The 22,768-nt window shown below is 64.0% G+C and carries 18 protein-coding genes; 15 read left to right on the top strand and 3 right to left on the bottom strand.

Translation table 11 applies throughout. From position 1 onward, the window contains the following. Nucleotides 1–7: 7 nt before the first annotated feature. Both tkt and gap read left to right on the top strand, forming a co-directional pair. On the top strand, nt 8–2,029 hold the full coding sequence (tkt, locus tag HV711_RS18405) for a transketolase (RefSeq protein WP_013589620.1): 2,022 nt from the start codon (nt 8–10) through the stop codon (nt 2,027–2,029). A 118-nt stretch (nt 2,030–2,147) separates the two neighbouring features. Next, on the top strand, nt 2,148–3,158 hold the full coding sequence (gap, locus tag HV711_RS18400; RefSeq protein ID WP_013340495.1) for a type I glyceraldehyde-3-phosphate dehydrogenase: 1,011 nt from the start codon (nt 2,148–2,150) through the stop codon (nt 3,156–3,158). Between the two features lie 109 nt (nt 3,159–3,267). On the opposite strand, the gene HV711_RS18395 is transcribed toward gap, so the two are convergent. Further along, on the bottom strand, nt 3,268–3,960 hold the full coding sequence (locus tag HV711_RS18395) for a FadR/GntR family transcriptional regulator (protein WP_035484263.1): 693 nt from the start codon (nt 3,958–3,960) through the stop codon (nt 3,268–3,270). A gap of 228 nt (nt 3,961–4,188) precedes the next feature. Here HV711_RS18395 and HV711_RS18390 point away from each other — a divergent pair, with 228 nt between their 5' ends. From HV711_RS18390 to HV711_RS18380, 3 genes are all read left to right on the top strand, one after another. Further along, complete coding sequence (locus HV711_RS18390; protein ID WP_035484261.1) at nt 4,189–5,529, top strand: C4-dicarboxylate transporter DctA; 1,341 nt, start codon at nt 4,189–4,191, stop codon at nt 5,527–5,529. A gap of 159 nt (nt 5,530–5,688) precedes the next feature. Beyond that, a complete protein-coding gene (gene alc, locus HV711_RS18385; RefSeq protein ID WP_035484259.1) occupies nt 5,689–6,699 on the top strand; it encodes an allantoicase in 1,011 nt (336 codons plus the stop codon). An 11-nt stretch (nt 6,700–6,710) separates the two neighbouring features. Then, the gene (locus tag HV711_RS18380) at nt 6,711–7,268 is read left to right on the top strand and encodes an ureidoglycolate lyase (protein WP_013589615.1); all 558 of its coding nucleotides are present in this window, start codon (nt 6,711–6,713) and stop codon (nt 7,266–7,268) included. A gap of 222 nt (nt 7,269–7,490) precedes the next feature. Here HV711_RS18380 and fur read toward each other — a convergent pair whose 3' ends face one another. Then, entirely contained in the window at nt 7,491–7,919 is a 429-nt protein-coding gene (fur, locus tag HV711_RS18375; RefSeq protein ID WP_013589614.1) for a ferric iron uptake transcriptional regulator, read from the bottom strand. A gap of 158 nt (nt 7,920–8,077) precedes the next feature. Between fur and HV711_RS18370 the strand changes: the two genes are divergently transcribed. From HV711_RS18370 to HV711_RS18330, 9 genes are all read left to right on the top strand, one after another. Next, on the top strand, nt 8,078–8,914 hold the full coding sequence (locus tag HV711_RS18370) for an outer membrane protein assembly factor BamE (RefSeq protein WP_013589613.1): 837 nt from the start codon (nt 8,078–8,080) through the stop codon (nt 8,912–8,914). Nucleotides 8,915–9,090: 176 nt separating this feature from the next. Continuing rightward, entirely contained in the window at nt 9,091–9,888 is a 798-nt protein-coding gene (gene dapB / locus HV711_RS18365; protein ID WP_035484258.1) for a 4-hydroxy-tetrahydrodipicolinate reductase, read from the top strand. A gap of 40 nt (nt 9,889–9,928) precedes the next feature. Further along, nucleotides 9,929–10,648 carry a MotA/TolQ/ExbB proton channel family protein gene (locus tag HV711_RS18360; RefSeq protein WP_028362807.1) on the top strand — a complete coding sequence of 240 codons (720 nt, stop codon included), beginning with the start codon at nt 9,929–9,931 and terminating at the stop codon, nt 10,646–10,648. Between the two features lie 124 nt (nt 10,649–10,772). Continuing rightward, a complete protein-coding gene (locus HV711_RS18355) occupies nt 10,773–11,243 on the top strand; it encodes an ExbD/TolR family protein (RefSeq protein ID WP_028362808.1) in 471 nt (156 codons plus the stop codon). Nucleotides 11,244–11,398: 155 nt separating this feature from the next. After that, a complete protein-coding gene (gene leuS / locus HV711_RS18350; protein ID WP_035484257.1) occupies nt 11,399–13,990 on the top strand; it encodes a leucine--tRNA ligase in 2,592 nt (863 codons plus the stop codon). A gap of 91 nt (nt 13,991–14,081) precedes the next feature. Next, nucleotides 14,082–14,636 carry an LPS-assembly lipoprotein LptE gene (locus HV711_RS18345; protein WP_013589608.1) on the top strand — a complete coding sequence of 185 codons (555 nt, stop codon included), beginning with the start codon at nt 14,082–14,084 and terminating at the stop codon, nt 14,634–14,636. A gap of 37 nt (nt 14,637–14,673) precedes the next feature. Next, nucleotides 14,674–15,792, top strand: a complete 1,119-nt coding sequence (gene holA, locus HV711_RS18340) for a DNA polymerase III subunit delta (protein WP_035484255.1) — start codon at nt 14,674–14,676, stop codon at nt 15,790–15,792. Between the two features lie 299 nt (nt 15,793–16,091). Then, entirely contained in the window at nt 16,092–17,363 is a 1,272-nt protein-coding gene (locus tag HV711_RS18335) for a glutamate-5-semialdehyde dehydrogenase (RefSeq protein WP_035484253.1), read from the top strand. 151 nt (nt 17,364–17,514) lie between these two features. Further along, a complete protein-coding gene (locus tag HV711_RS18330; protein ID WP_013589605.1) occupies nt 17,515–17,931 on the top strand; it encodes a CopD family protein in 417 nt (138 codons plus the stop codon). Here HV711_RS18330 and HV711_RS18325 read toward each other — a convergent pair. Continuing rightward, complete coding sequence (locus HV711_RS18325) at nt 17,918–18,103, bottom strand: hypothetical protein (protein WP_175145188.1); 186 nt, start codon at nt 18,101–18,103, stop codon at nt 17,918–17,920. The two genes, HV711_RS18330 and HV711_RS18325, sit on opposite strands and share 14 nt — an antisense overlap. A gap of 264 nt (nt 18,104–18,367) precedes the next feature. On the opposite strand from HV711_RS18325, the gene HV711_RS18320 reads away from it, so the two are divergent. Beyond that, nucleotides 18,368–22,768, top strand: a 4,401-nt coding sequence (locus HV711_RS18320; protein WP_175145186.1) for a beta strand repeat-containing protein, incomplete at its 3' end; no start/stop codon positions are given.

The following is a 22,768-nucleotide window of genomic DNA, read 5'->3' as shown; positions in this document are numbered from 1 at the left end:
ACTCGACATGACGACCCCGTCTCCCGCACCCACTTCCTTGATGGCCAACGCGATCCGCGCGCTGTCCATGGACGCCGTTCAACAAGCGAACTCGGGCCATCCCGGCATGCCGATGGGCATGGCCGAAATCGGCGTGGCCCTGTGGTCGCGCCATCTGCGCCACAATCCGAAGAACCCGCAATGGGCGGACCGCGACCGTTTCGTGCTGTCGAACGGCCATGGCTCCATGCTGCTGTATTCGCTGCTGCACCTCACCGGCTACGACCTGCCGATCGGCGAGCTGAAGAATTTCCGCCAGATGCATTCGAAGACGCCGGGTCACCCCGAATACGGCATCACGCCGGGCGTCGAAACGACCACGGGCCCGCTCGGCCAGGGACTGGCGAACGCGGTCGGCATGGCGCTCGCGGAGTCGCTGCTCGCCACGGAATTCAACAAGCCTGACGCGAAGATCGTCGATCACCACACGTATGTGTTCGTCGGCGACGGCTGCCTGATGGAAGGCATCTCGCACGAAGCCTGCTCGCTCGCCGGCGTGCTGAAGCTGAACAAGCTGATCGCGTTCTACGACGACAACGGCATCTCCATCGACGGCGAGGTGGTGCACTGGTTCCACGACGACACGCCGAAGCGCTTTGAAGCCTACGGCTGGAACGTGATTCCGGGCGTGAACGGTCACGACGTCGACGCGGTGGACGCCGCCATCAAACAGGCCAAGCAGTCGGACAAGCCGACGCTGATCTGCTGCAAGACGGTGATCGGCGAAGGTGCGCCGACCAAGGCCGGCAGCCACGATTCGCACGGCGCGCCGCTCGGCGACAAGGAAATCGCGGCCACGCGCGAGGCGATCGGCTGGAAGTGGGAGCCATTTGTGATTCCGCAGGAAGTTTATGCGGCGTGGGACGCGAAGGAAGCCGGCGCGCGCTTCGAATCTGACTGGGACAAGGCTTTCGCCGCCTACGCGGCGAAATATCCGCAAGAAGCAGCCGAATTCAAGCGCCGTAGCGCGAAGCAATTGCCTGCCGACTGGAAGGAAAAGGCGAAGGCGATCATCGCCGGCGCGAACGAGCGCGCGGAAACGGTCGCGACCCGTAAGGCGTCGCAGCAGGCCATTGAAGGTTTGTCGGCTGTGCTGCCGGAACTGCTCGGCGGTTCGGCGGACCTGACCGGCTCCAACCTGACCAACTGGAAGGCCGCAAAGCCGGTGCGCGTGAACGCCGAAGGCCGGGCGGCGGGCAACTACGTCAACTACGGCGTGCGCGAATTCGGCATGAGCGCGGCCATCAACGGTATCGCGCTGCACGGCGGCTTCAAGGCGTTCGGCGGCACCTTCCTCACGTTCTCCGACTACAGCCGCAACGCGCTGCGCGTCGCCGCGCTGATGAAGGCGCCGTCCATTTTCGTGTTCACGCACGACTCGATCGGTCTCGGCGAAGACGGCCCCACGCACCAGTCCATCGAACATGTGGCGAGCCTGCGCCTGATTCCGCATCTGCACGTGTGGCGTCCGTCGGACACCGTCGAAACGGCGGTGGCGTGGACTCAGGCAGTGGAACATCACGGCCCGTCGTGCCTGATCTTCAGCCGTCAAAACCTGCCGTTCTCCGAACGCACCGACGCGCAGATCGCCAATATCGAGAAGGGCGGTTATGTGCTGCGCGACTGGAACGACGAAATCGTCGCGCGCAAGATCATCCTGATCGCCACGGGTTCCGAAGTCGAACTCGCGCTGAAGGCGGTCGAGCCGCTGGCGCGCGAGGGCATCGCGGCACGCGTCGTCTCCATGCCGGCCACCACGGTGTTCGACAAGCAGGACGCCGAGTACCGCGAGCGCGTGCTGCCGCAAGGCGTGCGGCGCGTCGCGATCGAAGCGGGCGTGACGGATTTCTGGCGCAAGTACGTGGGTCTGGAAGGCGGCGTGGTGGGCATCGACACGTTCGGCGAATCGGCCCCGGCTGGCGTGCTGTTCAAGCATTTCGGCTTCACCGTCGAGCATGTGGTGGAGACGGCTAAAGCCGCACTCGGCTGATCCCGCGCACAGCGTTGCCGCATGGGTGACAGCGCCGGCAGGAAGGCGCTGAACGCGCGGCAGCGCGGCCGGTCAGACGAAACATCGACGTATTTTTTCAGCCATCAGGAGATAGACCATGACGATTCGCGTCGCAATCAACGGCTACGGCCGGATCGGCCGCAACACGCTGCGCGCCTTCTATGAAAACGGCAAGAAGCACGATATCGAAATCGTCGCCATCAACGATCTGGGCGATGCAAAAACGAACGCCCACCTCACGCAATATGACACCGCGCACGGCAAGTTCCCGGGCGACGTGTCGGTGGACGGCGACTACCTGGTTGTGAACGGCGACAAGATCCGCGTGCTGGCCAACCGCAACCCGGCCGAACTGCCGTGGGGCGAGTTGAACGTCGACGTCGTGATGGAATGCACGGGCTTTTTCACGACCAAGGAAAAGGCGAGCGCGCACATCAAGGGCGGCGCGAAGAAGGTCATCATCTCGGCGCCGGGCGGCAAGGACGTCGACGCGACCATCGTCTACGGCGTGAACCACAACGTGCTGAAGGCATCGGACACGGTCATCTCGAACGCATCGTGCACGACGAACTGCCTCGCGCCGCTCGTCAAGCCGCTGAACGACAAGATCGGCCTCGTGAACGGCCTGATGACCACCATCCACGCGTACACGAACGACCAGGTGCTGACGGACGTGTATCACGAAGACCTGCGCCGCGCGCGCTCGGCCACGCACAGCCAGATCCCGACCAAGACCGGCGCGGCTTCCGCTGTCGGCCTCGTGCTGCCGGAACTGAACGGCAAGCTGGACGGCTACGCAATTCGGGTTCCGACCATCAACGTGTCGGTGGTGGATCTGTCGTTCATCGCCGCACGCGACACGACGGTCGAAGAAGTCAACGCGATCATGAAGGAAGCGTCGCAAGGCGCGCTGAAGGGCATTCTCGGCTATAACGACGCGCCGCTGGTGTCGGTCGACTTCAACCACAACCCGGCTTCGTCGACGTTCGACGCGACGCTCACCAAGGTCTCGGGCCGTCTTGTGAAGGTGTCGAGCTGGTACGACAACGAGTGGGGCTTCTCGAACCGCATGCTCGACACGGCTGTGGCGCTCGCGAACGCGAAGTAAGCTGCCGGCGTGAGCTGAAACTCACGCTTTGCCAGGTGTTTCGGGCCGCCGCGTTGCAATAGTCGGCGGTTCCTTCGGCACACAGAAGCCGCTCTTCGGAGCGGCTTTTTTACGCCTGCGGAGTGGGGAAGTACACGCCGGCGCGCTGCGCGGCGTTCGAAATATGTGTCTCGATGGCTTTGCCCGCTGCAGCCGAATCGCGTGCCCTGAGCGCGTCCAGAATGGCGCGATGTTCGGTGTAGGTGGAAAGCACGAGTTCGCGCCGGTAAAACGGCATGCGCTGGCTTTCCTTCATGATGTCCGCGCTGCTGCTGAGGATCGACTCGATGGCGGCATTGCCCGCAATGCTCACGATCCGCATGTGGAAGTCGTAGTCGAGGCGCGCGGCTTCGTCGAGCTCGTCGCACGCGAGCGCGGTTTGCATGGCCGCGATGTTTTCTTCGAACCACGCGAGGTCGGAGTCGCTGACGGCGAGCGCCGCCATGCGCGCGATAAAGCCCTCGAGCGCGTAGCGCATCTGATAGGTGTCGGGCAGCGACGACTGCGCGGCAAAGCGCCAGGACTGCGCCGCCGCGGCCTGCGCCTGTTCCACGTAGACACCCTTGCCGGGCCGGATGACGAGCAGACCGAGCGCCTCTAGCGTGGACAGCGCCTCGCGCAGCGACGCGCGGCTGATCGCGAGTTCCTCCGAAAGCTGGCGTTGTGCCGGCAGCCGGCTGCCCACCGGATAAACACCCGCTTCAATCCGTTCGCGGATGGTCGCGATGGCGGCATCGGTGACGGTGTGCGGGACATTTTTCATCGGAACTCACTAGAAAGCGCGGTCTGACCGGCATTGTAGTACGGGCTTCACGGCAGTGCGTTTGAGGCCCCGGCTCACCCCCAGAAAAAGGCGTTGGACCGCCCGACAAATGCGGGTAAACACCGTTTTATGATTTCTTGACGCCAGTATATCGGCTTCCTACTATCCACCATAACAGTGCTGGTCGGACCAGTCTGAACAGATGGACATCCACCCCAGGAGGAAGCCGTGTTGAAGTTTCTTAACTCGCTGTTTGGCCGGGTCGTGATTGCGCTGGTGATCGGCGTCGCGATCGGCGCGCTTTATCCGCAGTTCGCCCAATCGCTGCGTCCGCTCGGCGACGGCTTCCTGAAGCTGATCAAGATGGTGATCGGTCCGATCGTGTTTTGCGTGGTTGTGAGCGGCATGGCTCACGCGGGCGATCTGCGCAAGGTCGGCCGCGTCGGCCTGAAGGCGGTGATCTACTTCGAAGCGATGACGACGATCGCGCTCGTGATCGGCGCGGTGCTCGCCTACGCGACGCGGCCCGGCGTCGGCATGAACATCGACGTGCATTCGCTCGATCCGGCCTCGCTCTCCACCTACACCGAGCACGCGAAAAGTCTGAAGGACACCGCCGGCTTTCTGCTGAAGATCATTCCCGACACGGCATTCAACGCGTTCGCCACCGGCGACATTCTGCAGATTCTGGTGTTTTCTGTGCTGTTCGGCTCGGCGCTTTCGTTGCTCGGCAGCAAGGGGCAGCGCGTGAGCGGCATGATCGACGATCTCGCGCAGGTGTTCTTCCGCGTGATGGGCTTCATCATCAAGCTCGCGCCGCTCGGCGTGCTCGGTGCGATCGCGTTCACGACCGGCAAGTACGGCGTCGAATCGCTGAAGCAGCTCGGCATGCTCGTGCTCGTGTTTTACGCGAGCTGCGTCGTGTTCGTCTTGGTCGTGCTCGGCGCCGTCATGCGGCTCGCGGGCTTCAGCATCTTCAAGCTGATGCGCTATCTGCGCGAAGAACTGTCGATCGTGCTCGGCACCGCTTCGTCGGATGCCGTGCTGCCGCAAGTCATGCGCAAGCTCGAATGGATGGGCGTGAAGGATTCCACAGTCGGTCTCGTGATTCCGACCGGCTATTCGTTCAATCTTGACGGCTTCTCCATTTATCTGACGCTCGCGGTGCTGTTCATCGCGCAGGCGACCAACACGCCGCTTTCCACGCATGACCTGATCGTGGTCGTGCTGGTGTCGCTCGTCACGTCGAAGGGCGCGCACGGCATTCCCGGCTCGGCCATCGTCATTCTGGCCGCGACGCTGTCCGCGATTCCGGCGATTCCCGTGCTCGGCCTCGTGCTGATTCTTCCCGTCGACTGGTTTGTCGGCATTGCTCGCGCGCTGACCAACCTGATCGGCAACTGCGTGGCGACGGTCGTCGTCGCCGTGTGGGAGAAGGACATCGACCGGGCGCGCGCGCACCGCGTGCTGAACGGCGACGCCGATTTTCGCTACGTCGCGACCGGCGCCGAACCGGCTATGGAGCCGGCTATCGAACCGGTCACCGGCAACGGCGCACCGGCCGTCTAAGGACGGCGTGAGTGGGCGGGTGTTTGAACGCGCGTCCGCCTGACGCGTCCGCCTCGCACGTTTCCCGCGCCGGGCGCGGCCCATGCGATCCCCGCCCCGCACGGCTGACGCGACCCGCCCCGACGCATCTCCAACCCTTTCGTCGCTCGACTCCAAACCATGGCCAATCCGATCCTCGACCCGAACGCTCCCGCTTTCACCCGTCGCTACATGAATCTCGCCGATCCGCGGCTCGGCGCAAAGGCGCTCTTTGCGAGCGACGAATTCTTCGCGCCGAAAGAGCGCATGCTCGATCCGCAGCCGGCGGTGTTCATCGCCGGCAAATACGACGACCACGGCAAATGGATGGACGGCTGGGAAACCCGCCGCAAGCGCACGAGCGGCCACGATCACTGCGTGATCCGCCTCGCGCGGCCGGGCGTGGTGCATGGCGTCGATCTCGACACGAGCCACTTCACCGGCAACTTCCCGCCGGCCGCGTCGATCGACGCCTGTCACGTGGAGGGCGACGTGCCGCCCGCTGACGCCGACTGGCAAACGCTCGTCCCGGCGACGACGCTGCAGGGCAACCAGCACCATTACGTCGAGGTGAACGACGCGCGCGCCTTCACGCACCTGCGCGTGAATCTGTATCCGGACGGCGGCCTCGCGCGTCTGCGTGTGTATGGACAGCCGAAGCGCGACTGGGAGCGCGTCGAGCGCGGCACGCTGCTCGACCTCGCGGCGATTGAAAACGGCGCCTATCTGGTCGCCACCAACAACCAGCATTTCGGCCCCGCTTCGCAGATGCTGATGCCCGGCCGCGGCGTCAACATGGGCGACGGCTGGGAAACGCGGCGCCGCCGCGAGCCGGGCAACGACTGGGCGATCGTCGCGCTCGCACGGCCAGGCGTGATCCGCAAGATCGAAGTGGATACGGCCCATTTCAAGGGCAATTTCCCGGATCGCTGCTCGCTGCAGGCGGCGCGCGTCACCGGCGGCACGGACGACTCGCTCGTCACGCAGGCCATGTTCTGGCCCGTGCTGCTCGACGAGCAGAAGCTGCAGATGGACCACGTCCACACGTTCGCGGACGCGCTCGCGTCGCTCGGCGCCGTCACGCACGTGCGTTTCAATATCTTCCCCGATGGCGGCGTGTCGCGGCTGCGCCTGTGGGGCGAGCTCGCCTAACGGAGCGTCGCATGAAGACATCAGAAGCGACATGGCCGGGCACATTGCCGCTGCAGCGTCTCACGCGCGAGGCGTTCGCTCCGTTCGGGGACGTGATCGAGCTCGACGGCGCGCGTCATTTCCCGATCAACGGCGGCACGACCGAGCGCTATCACGACCTCGCGCGCGTCGACGTGACGGACGACGGCGGCCGGCCGCTCATCAACCTGTTCCGCGCGCAGCCGCACGCGCTTCCGGTCGACATCGCGATGATGGAGCGGCACCCGCTCGGCAGTCAGGCTTTCATTCCCTTGATGCCGTGCCGGTATCTGATCGTCGTGGCGCCCGCTGGCGAGCTGGACGCCACGCAGTTGCGCGGCTTCTGGACCGACGCCTGGCAGGGCGTCAATTACGCGAAGGGCGTCTGGCATCATCCGCTCCTTGCGCTCGATCGCGTGAGCGATTTTCTGGTCGTGGACCGCGGCGGAGAACAGCGCAACTGCGACGAACAGGACTTGCCGCAGCGGTTGCGGCTCGCGCTGCCGGAGACGTTTCCGGAGCGCGTGGGAAGCACGGAGATCGTGGCGTAAGCGCGGCAGCAGGCGAGCCGAACCAAGCGCAAAGAAGCGGGATAAAGCGCAGGGGAAGTGGCGCTCCGGCAAGCTTCGCTGCGGTGCCGCTGTTGTTGAACCAGAAGCTGCCCAACACGCGCTGCCCAACAAAAAAATGGCCCGGCCGATTTCACCCGGCCGGGCCATTTTCTGCTCATTGCTCACCTTGCGACCGCGCCCCCCGACACGGCCGCCGCCGCGTCAATGCTTGCGATGCGGGCAATTTTCCTTCGTGCAGACGCCGTACAGCGCCAACGCGTGCTCCTGCAGCTTGAAGCCGCGTTCCTTCGCAATGGACTGCTGGCGGTTCTCGATTTCGGAGTCGAAAAATTCCTCGACGAGCCCGCAGTCGAGGCACACCAGATGGTCGTGATGCGACCCTTCGTTCAGTTCGAACACCGCCTTGCCCGATTCGAAGTTGCTGCGCGACAGCAGGCCGGCCTGCTCGAACTGCGTGAGCACGCGATAAACGGTGGCGAGACCGATATCGAGCTCCTCATGCAGGAGGTTGCGGTACACGTCTTCGGCCGTCAGGTGACGGACCGGGCTGTGCTGGAAAATCTCAAGGATTTTGAGGCGCGGAAGGGTCGCCTTGAGCCCGATATTCTTGAGATCGGTTGGATTGGTCATGACAAGGGATCCCTAGAGTACAATGCTGGGCTCTCATAGTAATGTGTTTTTGCCGTTCTGGTCATCTTCGATGGAATGAAACTCGCGCGGCTCGTCAGCGGGCCCGCACGGTGAGTGAAATGATTTCAAAATCTCAACTGATCTACCGGGGGAGCCGCATGCGGGGTACCTTGATCGCTGTTGCGGCTGTCGCGATTCTTGCAGGATGTTCCACGTACGACAGCGTTACGCAGCGGATTGCTCAAAGCATCACGCCGTACCGGATTACCGTTGTGCAAGGCAATTTCGTTTCGAAAGAAGCCGCTGCGCAAATGCAGGTGGGTATGTCGCGCGCCCAGGTGCGTCAGTTGCTCGGCACGCCGCTTCTCACCGACATGTTCCACGCGGACCGCTGGGATTATGTGTTCTATTTCAAGCGCGGCTCGACCAACGTCGTGCAGCAGCGCGATTTCGTCGTGATGTTCGCGGGCGACCGTGTCGCGAGCTGGAGCGGCGGGGAAGATCTGCCGTCCAACCTCGAACTGCTGGCCGAGATCGACGGCGACAAGCGCGGCAAGAAGGCCGCGGCGCCGGTTGCGGCGAGCGCCGCTAGCGCCGCAGCTACGAGCGCGCCGGCCGCGGCGGCGCCGGTCACCGTGGACACCACGCGTTCGCCGTCCGTCGAGGGTGCGGCCGCCGTCGCCGCGCCGTCCACCGACCCGAACGCGGAAGCCGCGCAGGCCGCCAATCGTGCGACGAATGCAGTGCAGGCGCCTTCGCGCAACACGCCTTCGTCGGTGCGCTCCACGGCGCCCACGGCCAATGCCGGCGGCGTGCCGTCGCAAGGCCCGACGTCCGCGGGGCAGCCGCAGTTCCAGTTCCACCGTCCGCCGCCGCCGCCGTCGCCGTCGGCGCAAGACAATCCGGTTGGGCCCACGGGTTCGTCGCAAGGCGGCAACGGCCCGACGTACAACGCGCCGCTCACCGCGCCGTCCACGTCGGGAACGAGCCAGTAATCTCGCTGTCCTTGTTTTAAGACGGTCGCTGTGCAATCCACCGCTGTGATGCAGCGCCTGGGTTGCGCGGCGCCGTCCGGTTCTCTGCTGTTCCAGTCATGCGCGGCGCGAGGGCGTGCTGCCCGCCGCCGCTTTTGCCCGCCCTTGCCGGGCTGTTCTTCCGAACCCTCGTAGCCATGAAAATTGCGATTGCTGGCGCATCGGGCCGTATGGGCCGCATGCTCATCGAAACCGTTCTCAACGATTCCGACGCCACGCTGTCCGGCGCGCTCGACCGCGCGGGCTCCCCGCAGCTGGGCCAGGACGCCGGCGCTTTTCTCGGCAAACAGACGGGCGTCGTGCTGACGGACGACATCGAACGGGTGTTCGCCGAGTCCGACTACCTGATCGACTTCACGCGCCCCGAAGGCACGCTGATGCACCTCGAAGCGGCGCAGCGCCACAACGTCAAAATGGTGATCGGCACGACTGGCTTCGACAACGCGCAGAAAGCGCAATTGCGGGCCGCGGCGGACAAGATCGCGATCATGTTCGCGTCGAATATGAGCGTGGGCGTCAACGTCACGCTGAAGCTGCTGGAATTCGCGGCAAAGCATTTCGCGACCGGCTACGACATTGAGATTATCGAGGCGCATCACCGTCACAAGGTCGACGCGCCGTCGGGCACGGCGCTCACCATGGGCGAGGTCATCGCCAACGCGCTCGGCCGCAATCTCGACGACTGCGCGGTCTACAGCCGCGAAGGCGTGACGGGCGAACGGGATCCGTCCACCATCGGCTTTTCGGCGATTCGCGGCGGCGATATCGTCGGCGACCATACGGTGCTGTTCGCGGGCATCGGCGAGCGCATCGAAATCACGCACAAATCGGCGAGCCGTCTGTCGTACGCGCAGGGCGCGCTTCGTGCGGTGCGTTTCCTCGAAGGCCACGAAACCGGTTTCTTCGACATGCAGGACGTGCTGGGTCTGCGCTAAATAAAGCAGGCCAAGGCGAATTTTCTTCAGGCGAGGTCAGATGGCAGGCGGCAGCGGCATCATCCATTACCTGCAAACGAGCGACGCAATCACGCATGGCGTCGCTTATGTGCTGCTGGCGATGTCCATTGCGAGCTGGTGCTTTCTGATCGTCAAGAGCTGGGTGCTGCTGCGCGCGAAGCGCCAGGGCGCACGCGCGGTCGCACGCTTCTGGCAGGCGCCGACGCTTGCGGAAGGCGTCGCCGCGTTGAAGCGCGCCGACCGCGAGCGCGTCTTCGCGCCGCTCGCCGAAGCGGCGCTCCATGCGTCCGAGGTGGACATTCCCGGCGCATTGCTCGCACGCGTGGAGCGCGGCGAGCGCGTGCTCAGAGCGCTGCGCCAGGCGCTCAATGCGTCGCAACGACGGCTGGAATTCGGTCAGGTGCTGCTCGCTTCAGTCGGCAGCACGGCGCCTTTCGTCGGGCTGCTCGGCACCGTTTGGGGCATTTACCACGCGCTCGGCAGCATCGCGGCAAGCGGTCAGGCGCAGATCGAAAACGTCGCCGGACCCGTCGGCGAGGCGCTCATCATGACCGCCTTCGGCCTCGTCGTCGCGATTCCTGCCGTGCTCGCGTACAACGTGCTGGGGCGTCTCGTGCGGCAGTTATCGGAAGAGCTCGACGGCTTCGCGCACGACCTGCACGCCTATGTCTGTGCGCCCGCCGGGCAACCGCAGGCGGCGCCGCGCGGCCAGCCGGCCGCGGCTCAACAGGGTCGCTGAGCCGCTGTATGCTGCGCTGAGCAATGAAGCACGGGCCGATGAATTCGACAGCCCAACCGTTCCATCCGGCACGCTAACGCGATAACGCAACAGGCCAACCGGGCACGCGACGAAGGAGATCGACATGGCATTCGGCGGACTCGAGAAAAAGCAGACGGCCGCGCCCATGGCGGAGATCAACATGACGCCGTTGATCGACGTCATGCTGGTGCTGCTGGTCATTTTCATCATTACCGCGCCGTTGTTCACGCACGCCATCCGTCTCGATCTGCCGAAAGTCGCGGCCGCGCCCGCGCGTGAGACGCCGCAAACCATTTCGCTTTCCATCGACGCCGCGGGCAAGCTCTACTGGAACGGCGCGCCGATCACGCTCGAGCAGATGCGCGCGCGCTTCGCGCAAGCCGCCCAGGCCGGCACAGCCAGCACGGCATCCACAGCGACCGACGAAACCACCACCGCGCAGCCCGAAATCCACCTGCACGCCGAGCGCAATACCCGCTACGAGGTGATCGCGCAGGTCATGGGCGCCGCGCAGCAGGCCGGTCTCGAGCGCATCGGCTTCGTGACCGACCCGCCGCCGGCCCCGAAGCAGTAGGCAGCGGCGTTCGGAGCGCGGCGCCGCGGTCTGCGAACGGTATAATCAGCCCTTTCCCCCGCAGAAGGGGAAACGACGCCATTTCATCCAGCAAAAGCACCAAAGCAGCATAGCGGCCGGTGCGGAAGCACCGAACCCAGCGATCCCATCACACCATGCACGAAAAATACGTTCCCTCCGACGTCGAATCCGCCGCGCAAGGGCAATGGCGCGCCGTCGACGCGTACAAGACGTCGGAAACCACCGACAAGCCCAAGTTCTATTGCGTCTCGATGCTGCCGTACCCGTCGGGCAAGCTGCACATGGGGCACGTGCGCAATTACACGATCAACGACGTGATGTACCGCTATCTGCGGATGAACGGCTACAACGTGCTGATGCCGATGGGTTGGGACGCGTTCGGCATGCCCGCGGAAAACGCGGCGATGGCGAACAACGTGCCGCCGGCCAAATGGACGTACGACAACATCGCTTACATGAAGAAGCAGATGCAGTCCATGGGCCTCGCCATCGACTGGTCGCGCGAAGTCGCCACCTGCAGCCCGGACTACTACAAGTGGAACCAGTGGCTGTTCCTGAAGATGCTGGAAAAAGGCATCGCGTACAAGAAAACCGGCACCGTCAACTGGGACCCGGTCGACCAGACCGTGCTCGCGAACGAGCAGGTGATCGAAGGCCGCGGCTGGCGGTCGGGCGCGCTTGTCGAAAAGCGCGAAATCCCGATGTACTACATGCGCATCACGCAGTACGCGGACGAGCTGCTGAACGATCTGGAAGGCCTCGGCTGGCCCGAGCGCGTCAAGATCATGCAGCAGAACTGGATCGGCAAGAGCTTCGGCGTGAATTTCGGTTTCCCGTATGAGATCGACGGCGAGCAGAAGCTGTTGCGCGTGTTCACCACGCGCGCCGACACGATCATGGGCGTGACTTTCTGCGCGATTGCCGCCGAGCACCCGCTCGCCACGCGCCTCGCGAAAGACAAGCCGGAGCTGCAGGCTTTCATCGACGAATGCAAGCGCGGCGGCGTGGCCGAAGCCGACGTCGCGACCATGGAAAAGAAGGGCATGGCGACGGGCTTCTACGTCACGCATCCGCTCACGCAGGAACAGGTCGAGGTGTGGATCGGCAACTACGTGCTGATGAGCTACGGCGAAGGCGCGGTGATGGGCGTGCCGGCGCACGACGAGCGTGACTTCGCCTTCGTGAAGAAATACGGTCTGCCGATCAGGCAGGTGGTCGCAGTGGAAGGCAAGGCGTTTTCGACCGACGCCTGGCAGGAATGGTACGGCGAGAAGACGGGCACGCTCGTCAACAGCGGCAAATACGACGGCCTCAACTACGAACAGGCCGTGGACGCCATTGCCGCCGACCTGAAGGCGCTCGGTCTCGGCGACAAGCAGATCACGTGGCGTCTGCGCGACTGGGGCGTGTCGCGCCAGCGCTACTGGGGCACGCCGATTCCGATCATCCACTGCCCGAAGTGCGGCGACGTGCCGGTGCCGGAAAAAGACCTGCCGGTCGTGCTGCCTGAAGACCTCGTGCCGGACGGCACGGGCAACCCGCTCGCAAAGTCGGAAGCGTTCCTGAACTGCAACTGCCCGACCTGCGGCGGCGCGGCCAAACGCGAAACCGACACGATGGACACGTTCGTCGATTCGTCGTGGTACTTCTACCGCTATGCGTCGCCGGACGCCAAGACCATGGTCGACGAGCGCACCGACTACTGGGCGCCGATGGACCAGTACATCGGCGGTATCGAGCACGCCATTCTGCACCTGTTGTACTCGCGCTTCTGGGCGAAGGTGATGCGCGACCTGGGTCTCGTCAAGTTCGGCGAGCCGGCCAAGAACCTGCTCACGCAGGGCATGGTGCTCAACGAAACGTATTACCGCGAAGACGCGGCGGGCAAGAAGACCTGGTACAACCCGGCGGACGTCACGGTTTCGTTCGACGACAAGGGCCGCCCGGTCGGCGCCGTGCTCAACGCGGACGGCCAGCCGGTCGTGCTCGGCGGCGTCGAAAAGATGTCGAAGTCGAAGAACAACGGTGTCGACCCGCAATCGTTGATCGACCAGCACGGCGCGGACACCGCGCGTCTGTTCGTCATGTTCGCCGCGCCGCCCGAGCAGCAGCTCGAATGGTCGGGCTCGGGCGTGGAAGGCGCGAGCCGCTTCCTGCGCCGCGTCTGGAGTTTCGCTCACGCGAACGAAGCCGCGCTGCGCGCAGGCGGGCAGTTCGACGCCGCGCAACTCGGCGACGCCGACAAGCTGCTGCGTCGCGAAATCTATAGCGTGCTGAAGCAGGCAGACTTCGACTATCAGCGTCTGCAGTACAACACGGTCGTGTCGGCGGCCATGAAGATGCTCAACGCGCTCGACGGCGCGAAGGGCGCGCTGCCGGCCGTGCTGCGCGAAACCTACGGCGTGATGTTGCGCGTGCTGTATCCGGTCGTGCCGCACCTTACGTTCCAGTTGTGGCAGGAACTCGGTTACGCCGACGAATTCGGCTCGCTGCTCGACGCGCCGTGGCCCAAGGTCGATGAAAAAGCGCTCGAGCAGTCCGAAATCGAACTCGTGCTGCAGGTGAACGGCAAGGTGCGCGGCGCGCTGACGGTGGCGAAAGACGCGTCGCGCGAATCGATCGAACAGCTTGCGGCCGCGCACGAAATGGTCGCGAAGTTCAGCGAAGGCAAGGCGCCGAAGAAGATTATCGTGGTGCCGGGCCGTCTCGTGAACGTGGTCGTTTGACCGCATGGCCATACCTGCCGGCAGGCATCGCGCCGCCCCGCGCGGCGGCGCATGCCGCGCGCCGGGAATTCACTGCGAACCAGGAGCCAATGTGACTCGCAGATCGCTTTTTGTAACGCTGGCTTGCAGCGTACTGATGTTGTCCGCGTGCGGCTTCCAGCTGCGCGGCCAGCAGGACTATGCCTTCAAGCGCCTCTTCATCGCGGGCGGCTCGCCGGCGGCGAGCGCGCGGCTCGCGCGCATCGTGCAAGGCGGCAGCGACACGGTGGTGGTGACGTCGGTGGCGAACGCGGACGCGACCTTGCAGATCACCGAAGCGCGCGGCACGAGCACGCTCACGCTGAATTCGCTGGGCGTCGTCGCCGAATATCAATTGAATCTGAACATGAATTACACGCTCGTCGGCAAGGACGGCACGGTGCTGATCCCGCCGAGCGTGATCGCGCTGAATCGGGCGATGACCTACAGCGACCGGTACTCGCAGGCGAAAACGGCGGAGTCGGACATTCTCTTCGCCGACATGGAAAACGACGCCATCGACCAGCTCACGCGGCGTCTGTCGAGCGTGCGTTCGCTGCATCCGGCGCCGGGCGAGCAGGTGCCGGGCGTCGCGCCGCGCGCGCCGTTGCCGCCGCCGCCGCTGTGAGCGTCGCGCGCCGATCAGATCAGAGATACACGTAGCCATGCAACTGCGACTTGACGCGCTCGAAGCGCATCTCGCCAAGGGACTCGCCGGACTGTACGTCGTGTACGGCGACGAGCACCTGCTCGCGCAGGAAGCGTGCGACCGCATTCGCGCGGCGGCGCGCGCGGCGGGCTTTACCGACCGCTCGGTATTCACCGTGGAGCGCAGTTTCGACTGGAGTTCGCTTCTGGGCGCGAGTCAGTCGATGTCGCTCTTCGGCGACCGGCAACTCGTCGAATTGCGCATTCCGTCGGGCAAGCCCGGCAAGGAAGGCGCGGACGCGCTCAAGACGCTCGCGGGCTCCGTCAACGACGACGTGGTCACCATGATCACGCTGCCGCGCCTCGACGCGGCCACGCAGAAATCGGCGTGGTTCACGGCGCTCGCCGACGCGGGCGTCGCGTTGAAAATCGATCCGGTCGAGCGCGCGCAGCTGCCGAACTGGGTCGGCCAGCGGCTCGCGGCGCAAGGCCAGCGCGTGGCCGCGGGCGAGGAAGGGCGGCGCGCGCTCGCGTTCGTCGCGGAGCGTGTGGAGGGCAATCTGCTCGCCGCGCATCAGGAAATTCAGAAGCTCGGGCTGCTGTATCCGGCCGGCGCGTTGAGCTTCGAACAGATTCACGACGCCGTGCTGAACGTCGCGCGTTACGACGTGTTCAAGCTCAATGAAGCGATGCTGGCGGGCGACGTCGGCCGCCTGTCGCGCATGATCGACGGTCTGAAGGGCGAAGGCGAAGCGGCGGTGCTGGTGCTGTGGGCCGTCGTCGAGGAATTACGCACGCTGTTGCGCATCAAGCGTGGTGTGGCGGCCGGCAAGCCGCTTGCCATGCTGGTGCGCGAAAACCGCGTGTGGGGTCCGCGCGAGCGGCTGATCGGGCCGGCTTTGTCGCGTGTCACCGAAGCGGCGCTGGAAAAGGCGCTGGCGCTGGCGGCGCGGCTGGATCGGCAGGTGAAGGGATTGTCGGGCGGCACGCCGGGCAATCATCGCAACGATCCGCCGCCTGATCCGTGGGATGGGCTCTTCGAGCTCGCAATGGCGGTGGCGTCGCCGAAGACGTCTGCTGTGCCGCCGGCGCGACCTCGCAGCGGGACGGCTGCGGCGGCGCGTAGGCCGGCGTGAGGTTCAGGGCTGCGCCCGGCGTCGGCGAGTTTTGAGGCGGCGAGGCCGCACGGCAGGAAGTCGAGCGAAGCTGCGGCACAAAACCGCCAGCCCGCGCAGCGCGGCCACGAAGCGCCACAGCATCCGGCTATAACAAGCAGCGCGCGAACGTGAAGCACGCAGCACGAACCACGCAGCAAGACGCCCACGCCCACGCCAGCGAAGCGCCCGGGCCCGACTTACAATCGTTGCATCTTTTGCTAATCAGTTAATCAGCCTGTTCGCCGCCCGTCCGCGGATGCGGCATGACGAGAATCACCATGGATATCGACCAGTACATGACCGACCTCGGCCGCCGCGCCCGCCAGGCATCGCGTGCGATGGCGCGGGCGTCGACGGCTGCCAAAAACGCCGCGCTGGCGGCGGTCGCAGCGGGCATCGAGCGCGACGCCGCGCTGCTCAAGGAAGCCAACGCGCGCGACGTCGCGCGGGCGCGCGAAAAGGGCCACGACGCGGCTTTTATCGACCGCCTGACCTTGTCGGACAAGGCGCTCAACACGATGGTCGAAGGCTTGCGCCAGGTCGCGGCGCTCGCTGATCCGATCGGCGAAATCAGCAATCTGAAGTTCCGGCCCAGTGGCATCCAGGTCGGCCAGATGCGCGTGCCGCTCGGCGTGATCGGCATCATCTACGAATCGCGTCCTAATGTGACGATCGACGCCGCTGCGCTGTGCCTCAAATCAGGCAACGCGACCATTTTGCGCGGCGGTTCGGAAGCGCTCGAATGCAACACGGCGCTCGCGAGACTGATCGGCGAGGGACTGCAGGCAGCCGGGTTGCCGCAGGACGCGGTGCAGGTGGTCACCACGTCGGACCGCGCCGCGGTCGGCAAGCTCATCACGATGACCGAATATGTCGACGTGATCGTGCCGCGCGGCGGCAAGAGCCTGATCGAGCGGCTCATGAACGAAGCGCGCGTGCCGATGATCAAGCATCTCGACGGCATCTGCCACGTGTACGTGGACGACCGCGCGGATCTCGCGAAGGCGCTGACCGTTTGCGACAACGCCAAAACGCACCGTTACGGCACCTGCAACACGATGGAAACGCTGCTGGTCGCGCGCGGCATGGCGGCTGCTGTGTTGCCGCCGCTCGGCAAGCTGTACCGCGAGAAGAATGTGGAGCTGCGCGTGGACGCGACGGCGCGCGCAGTGCTGACGGACGCAGGCGTGGGCCCGCTCGTCGACGCCACCGAAGAAGACTGGCGCACCGAATACCTCGCGCCCGTGCTCGCGATCAAGGTGGTGGACGATCTGGACGCGGCTATCGAGCACATCAACACCTACAGCTCGCAACATACCGACGCGATCGTGACGGAAGACCACGACCGCGCCATGCGCTTCCTGCGCGAAGTGGATTCGGCAAGCGTGATGGTGAACGCCTCGACCCGTTTCGCGGATGGCTTCGAGTTCGGCCTCGGCGCGGAAATCGGCATCTCCAACGACAAGCTTCACGCGCGCGGTCCAGTCGGCCTGGAGGGCTTGACGTCGCTCAAGTATGTCGTGCTCGGGCATGGCGAAGGGCGCCAGTAAGCGCCTGCCGATTCAACGCGTGGCCGTGCAACGCGGCCGCGCTTTACATCTTTTTCCGACCGCGACGCCGCGTCACTTCACGCCGCGATGCCGGGCCGGCAACATCGCCGGCGCTCTCTTGAACAACTCACCCATCACCCAAGGACACCCGATGCTCTGGATCAAGACGTTCCACATCGTTCTGATCGCTTCCTGGTTTGCCGGCCTGTTCTATTTGCCGCGCATTTTCGTCAATCTGGCGATGGAAACCGAACCCGCCGCGGTCAAGCGTCTCCTGATCATGTCGCGCAAGCTGTTCCGTTTCATGTCGTTTATCGCGGTGCCGGCGCTTGCTTGCGGACTGTGGCTTTGGCTCGTCGCCGGAATCGGCCAGGGTCAGGGTTGGATTCACGCGAAGGTCGGCGTGGTCGTGCTGCTTATCGTCTATCACGCATACTGCGGCGTGCTGCTGCGGACTTTTGAGCGTGGCGAGAACCGTCGCTCGCACAAGTGGTATCGCATGTTCAACGAACTGCCCGTGCTGGGCATGCTGGCGGCGGTGGCGTTGGTCGTTATTAAGCCTTTCTAAGCAGTTTTCTTTGCGGCGGCCACGGTTTCGCGGTCGCGTCTAAGACTTTTCCGAAACGTCGCGCGGAATCTTCGCTGCGTTTGTCGGGCGCGGTGCTGCGCTCGTTGCCGACGTTTCGCAATTCCTCCTCGTCTTTTCTTTGCCGCCCGCGCTTTTCGCGCTGGCGCGTCACGACATTTCTCGTCTTCAGCCGCGTGGCGGCGCTCTCTCAAGCCCTTCTCAATGCGCTCAACGCGCGGTCCTGGTTTCCGCATTTGTCTGCACAGGCTTCGCTTGATCCGAGCCGCTTTTAGTCCTTGTCTGATTCAGTCTGTATAGCGCGACTCATATTCTCGAAGGCGAACATTGGCGCAGTACGACGGCCCGTCGCCCCGCTTCGCGCAATGTCGAGCCGCAGTGTGCGGCGGTCGCGTTCCCTACAAATTTGTGAGTCTTCATGAACAAGAATAGATTTCGCCGAGTATTTAGCAAACGTCTCGGCATGCTCGTCGCGGTTGCAGAAAATGTGACGAGCCAAGGCAAAACGGCAGGCGAAAGTTCCGGCGTCAGCGCCTCGGGCCGCGAGATCGGCGTCATCTCGACGATGACTGCCACGGCGCTCGCGCTGATTGCGTTTCATCCGTCGCTCAGTCGCGCGCAGTCGCTGCCGACCAACGGCCAGGTGGTCGCAGGTCAGGCCAGCATCTCGCAGAACACCAACACGATGACCATCAATCAAGGTACGCAGCGTACCGTGATCGACTGGAACTCGTTCAACGTCGGTCAGGGCAACACGGTCCAGTTCAATCAGCCCAATGCGCAGGCGCAGGCGCTGAACCGCGTGACGGGCGCCGGTGCATCGAACATTCAGGGCTCCTTGCTGGCGAACGGCCAGGTGCTGATCCAGAACGCGAACGGCGTGCTGTTCAGCAAGGGCGCGGTGGTGAACGTCGGCTCGCTGCTGGCGACCACCAAGTCGATCGATTCCAACGCGTTCATGGCGGGCAACCCGCTCGCGCTGAGCTCGACGGGCACGAACGCAAGCGTGGTCAACGACGGCGCGATCAACGCGCAAGGCTACGTCGTCCTGATGGGCGACCAGGTGCGCAACAGCGGCACGATCACGACCGCGCAAGGCGGCCAGGTGGCGCTCGCCGCGGGCGACAGCGCGATGGTCGCGCTGCCGAACGGCCAGGGCATCCAGTTGACGCTGACGAACGCGTCGGCGAATGCGCTGGTGGAAAACAGCGGCAACATCCAGGCCGAAAACGGCACGGTCCTGCTGACCGCGCGCGGCAGCAACACGCTGCTGAACACGGTGGTGAACCTCTCGGGCGTGGTGCGCGCGGGCACGGTGGTGGCTGATGCGGGCAACACGGGCGATGTCGCGGTTACGGGCAGGATCGATGCGTCGAGCGCGACGGACGCGGGCGGCACGGTGGTGCTGTCGGGCGACCGCGTGGGTGTGTTCGGCAATGCATCCATCGATGCAAGCGGCGCGAGGCAGGGCGGCAAGGTGATTATCGGCGGCGACAGTCTGCACAAGCTGGACGGCACGCAAGCCGCGAGCATGCTGCAGAACGGCGTGCAGTTCGCGAACTACACGCAGGTCGATGCGCCCGCAACGATCAAGGCAGGTTCCACGCACGGGAACGGCGGCTTTGTCGAAACGTCGGGTCATAGCCTCGACGTGCAAGGTCAGGTGAGCGCTGCGGCGCCTGAGGGCCAGGCGGGTCAGTGGCTGATCGACCCGACGGATGTGACAATTAGCACGGGAACGGATGCCGGGTATAGCGGCAATGTGTCCGGCGGCACGTTCAGCGGTGGCACGAACACCACGGCCACGGTCAAGAACACGACCATCAGCAACGCGCTGAACGCGGGAACTGATGTCACGATTACGACGGCGAGCTCGGGCACGGCGACGGGTAATATCGTGCAGCAGGCGGGCGCGGATATTGTCAAGACGGCGGGTGGTAACGCGAACCTGACGATGCTTGCCAACGGCAGCATCCAGCTGAACGGCAATATCACGACGACCAGCAACAAGCTCAACCTGAATCTGACTGCCGACATGAGCGGCAATCACAATGGTTCGGTGACCGTGCAAGGCGCCAATACGGATCTGGGCGGCGGCACGCTGACGATCTCGGGTAACACGGTGAATGGCAATGGCCTTGCAGGCGCGGCTGCCGTCTATCTCAATGGCAATCAGACGAATATTGGCGGCGGCTCGATTACTGGTTTTGCCAACGCAGGCGACGGCGTTGTTGTTGCAGGCAACGTCACCAAGGTCGGTAGCGGTGCGCTAGCCATCCATGGGTCGTCGAATACAGGTGTCGGGGTTCATTTCGCTCACGATTCTCACTTCGCCGAAACAGGCGGCGCGGTCAATGCCGTTGGCACATCGAATACGGGCATCGGGATTCAATTCGGAGAGGCCGGGTATTCCGGCAACGCCACTGTGGACGTACTCAATAACGCTACATTGAACCTGTCCGGTTCGAGTTCCGCGGGCGCGGGCGTTTCGCTAGGTGCTGCTGCATATTCCATTTCGCAAACGACTTTCAACATCTCTAACACCGCGCATATCAATGTTGTAGGTACCAGTTCTGAGAGCTACGGCGTTCTTGGGTATGCGACCCATGTGAATGTTTGGGACGACGGCCAATTCAATGTTAACGGGACCAGCTCGAATGCGGCTGGTGTTGCGTTTTATTCATGGAACAGTCCCGTCTATTTCAATATGGCCGGAAATGCGGCCATTAACATCACTGGCTCGAGCACGAATGGCGTCGGGAGTTCGGTAGCGGTGAACGGCGACATCTCGGGCAACAGTTCGCTCACTGTGAGCGGCAATAGCACGAACGGCACGGGTGCGTCGCTGTCGTTGACGGGCAATGTGTCGGATAACAGCGCGTTGAGCGTTGAGGGCAATAGCACCAACGGCACGGGTGCGTCGCTGTCGTTGACGGGCAATGTGTCGGGCAATAGCGCGTTGAGCGTTGAGGGCAATAGCACGAACGGCACGGGTGCGTCGCTGTCGGTGACGGGCAATGTGTCAGGTAACAGCGCGTTGAGCGTTGAGGGCAATAGCACGAACGGCACGGGTGCGTATATTGACGGGAACCTCAGTCTGTCGGACGACACATCCCTCAAAGTAGCAGGTACGTCGCAGACTGGCGTCGGGACACGCGCTCGTGGCAGCCTATCGGAGAGCGGCAACGCCAGTGTTTCCTACGACGGCACCAGTCGGTCCAGCATGGGCACCTGGTTTGAAGCCGCCTCTGCTAATGTGACTGACGACGCCAGGCTGGTCATCAACGGCAGTTCAAATACCAGTTGGGGTGTCTGGGATCAAGTGACCGGACCGGGCGGCCTCAATGTCTCAGGCAACGGCACTGTCGACATCAACGGGTGGTCGAACACGGCTGCGGGCGTCGGCCTCCGCTACATGAATACCGTGACGGACAACGGAACACTGAACGTAAATGGTGGCTCCGCAACCGGCATGGGCATCTACGGTTCTCCCACCGGTGGCGCCAATGTTACCGGCAATGGTACGGTCAACCTGAACGGCTCTTCATCGGACGGCGTGGCGGTCAATCTCTATGCCGGCGACAACATGAGCGTGGCCGGAAACGGCGCGCTGAATATCGTGGGTAACTCGACCAATGGCACGGGTGTTGTCGCCAACGGCAGCCTCAATGCGACGGACAACGCTACTGTCAACATTTCCGGGCAGTCCGCAAATGGCTCGGGCGTCGTGGAAGGCAACAACGGCACCATCAATATCTCTGGCAACAGCACCACTGACATTTCCGGGACGTCGGCTAATGGCGCGGGCGTGGTGCAGAACGGCTCGATCAACGTGTCCGGCAACGGCGCCTCGAGCATCGCCGGTAACTCGACCGACGGCAACGGTGTCGCAATGGACGGCAGCGTCAACGTGATGGACAACGGCACGCTCAACGTCTCCGGCAACGCAGCTGGCAACGGCACCGGCGTGATCGAAGGCCAGAACGGCTCCATCGACATTTCCGGCAACGGCGCAGCCAATATCTCGGGCGGTTCGAAGAACGGCAACGGCACGGTCATCGACGGCGGTGTGAACGTCACCGACAACGGCACGGCCGACATCAGCGGCAATTCGACCAACGGCACGGGCTTCACCGAAGGCGATACGGGCACGATCGACATTTCCGGCAACGGCGCAGCGAACGTCTCGGGCGACTCGACCAACGGCAATGGCGCGGTGATCGACGGCGCCGTGAATGTGACCGACTACGGCACGGCCAACTTCAGCGGCAACTCGACGAACGGCACGGGCGTCATCGACGGCGGCACCATCGACATCTCGGGCAACGGCACGGCGAACTTCTCGGGCGGCTCGAAGAATGGCGACGGCACGGCTATCGACGGCGACGTGAATGTGAGTGGCAACGGCGCGCTGAACGTCAGCGGCAACACGACCAACGGCACGGGTGTGATCGACAACGGTTCGACCAACATCTCGGGCAATGGCTCGGCCAACATTTCCGGCGATTCGAAGAACGGCAATGGCGCGGTGATCAACGGCGACGTGAACGTGACGGATAACGGCACGCTCAACGTTTCCGGTAATGCGGCTGGCAACGGCAGCGGCGTGATCGATAACGGTGCAATCAACATTTCCGGCGACGGCTCGGCCAACATTTCGGGGGACTCGAAGAACGGCAATGGCGCGGTGATCAATGGCGATGTGAACGTGACGGATAACGGCACGATCAATGTCAGCGGCAACACGACCAACGGCACGGGCGTCATCGACACGGGTTCGACCAACATCTCGGGCAATGGCTCGGCTGATATTTCGGGC

The sequence above is a fragment of the Paraburkholderia phenoliruptrix genome (assembly GCF_902859825.1).
In the GTDB taxonomy this organism is placed as follows: domain Bacteria; phylum Pseudomonadota; class Gammaproteobacteria; order Burkholderiales; family Burkholderiaceae; genus Paraburkholderia; species Paraburkholderia phenoliruptrix.
Note: the sequence above shows the minus strand (reverse complement) of the source record. Positions and strands in the feature narration are given on the sequence as shown.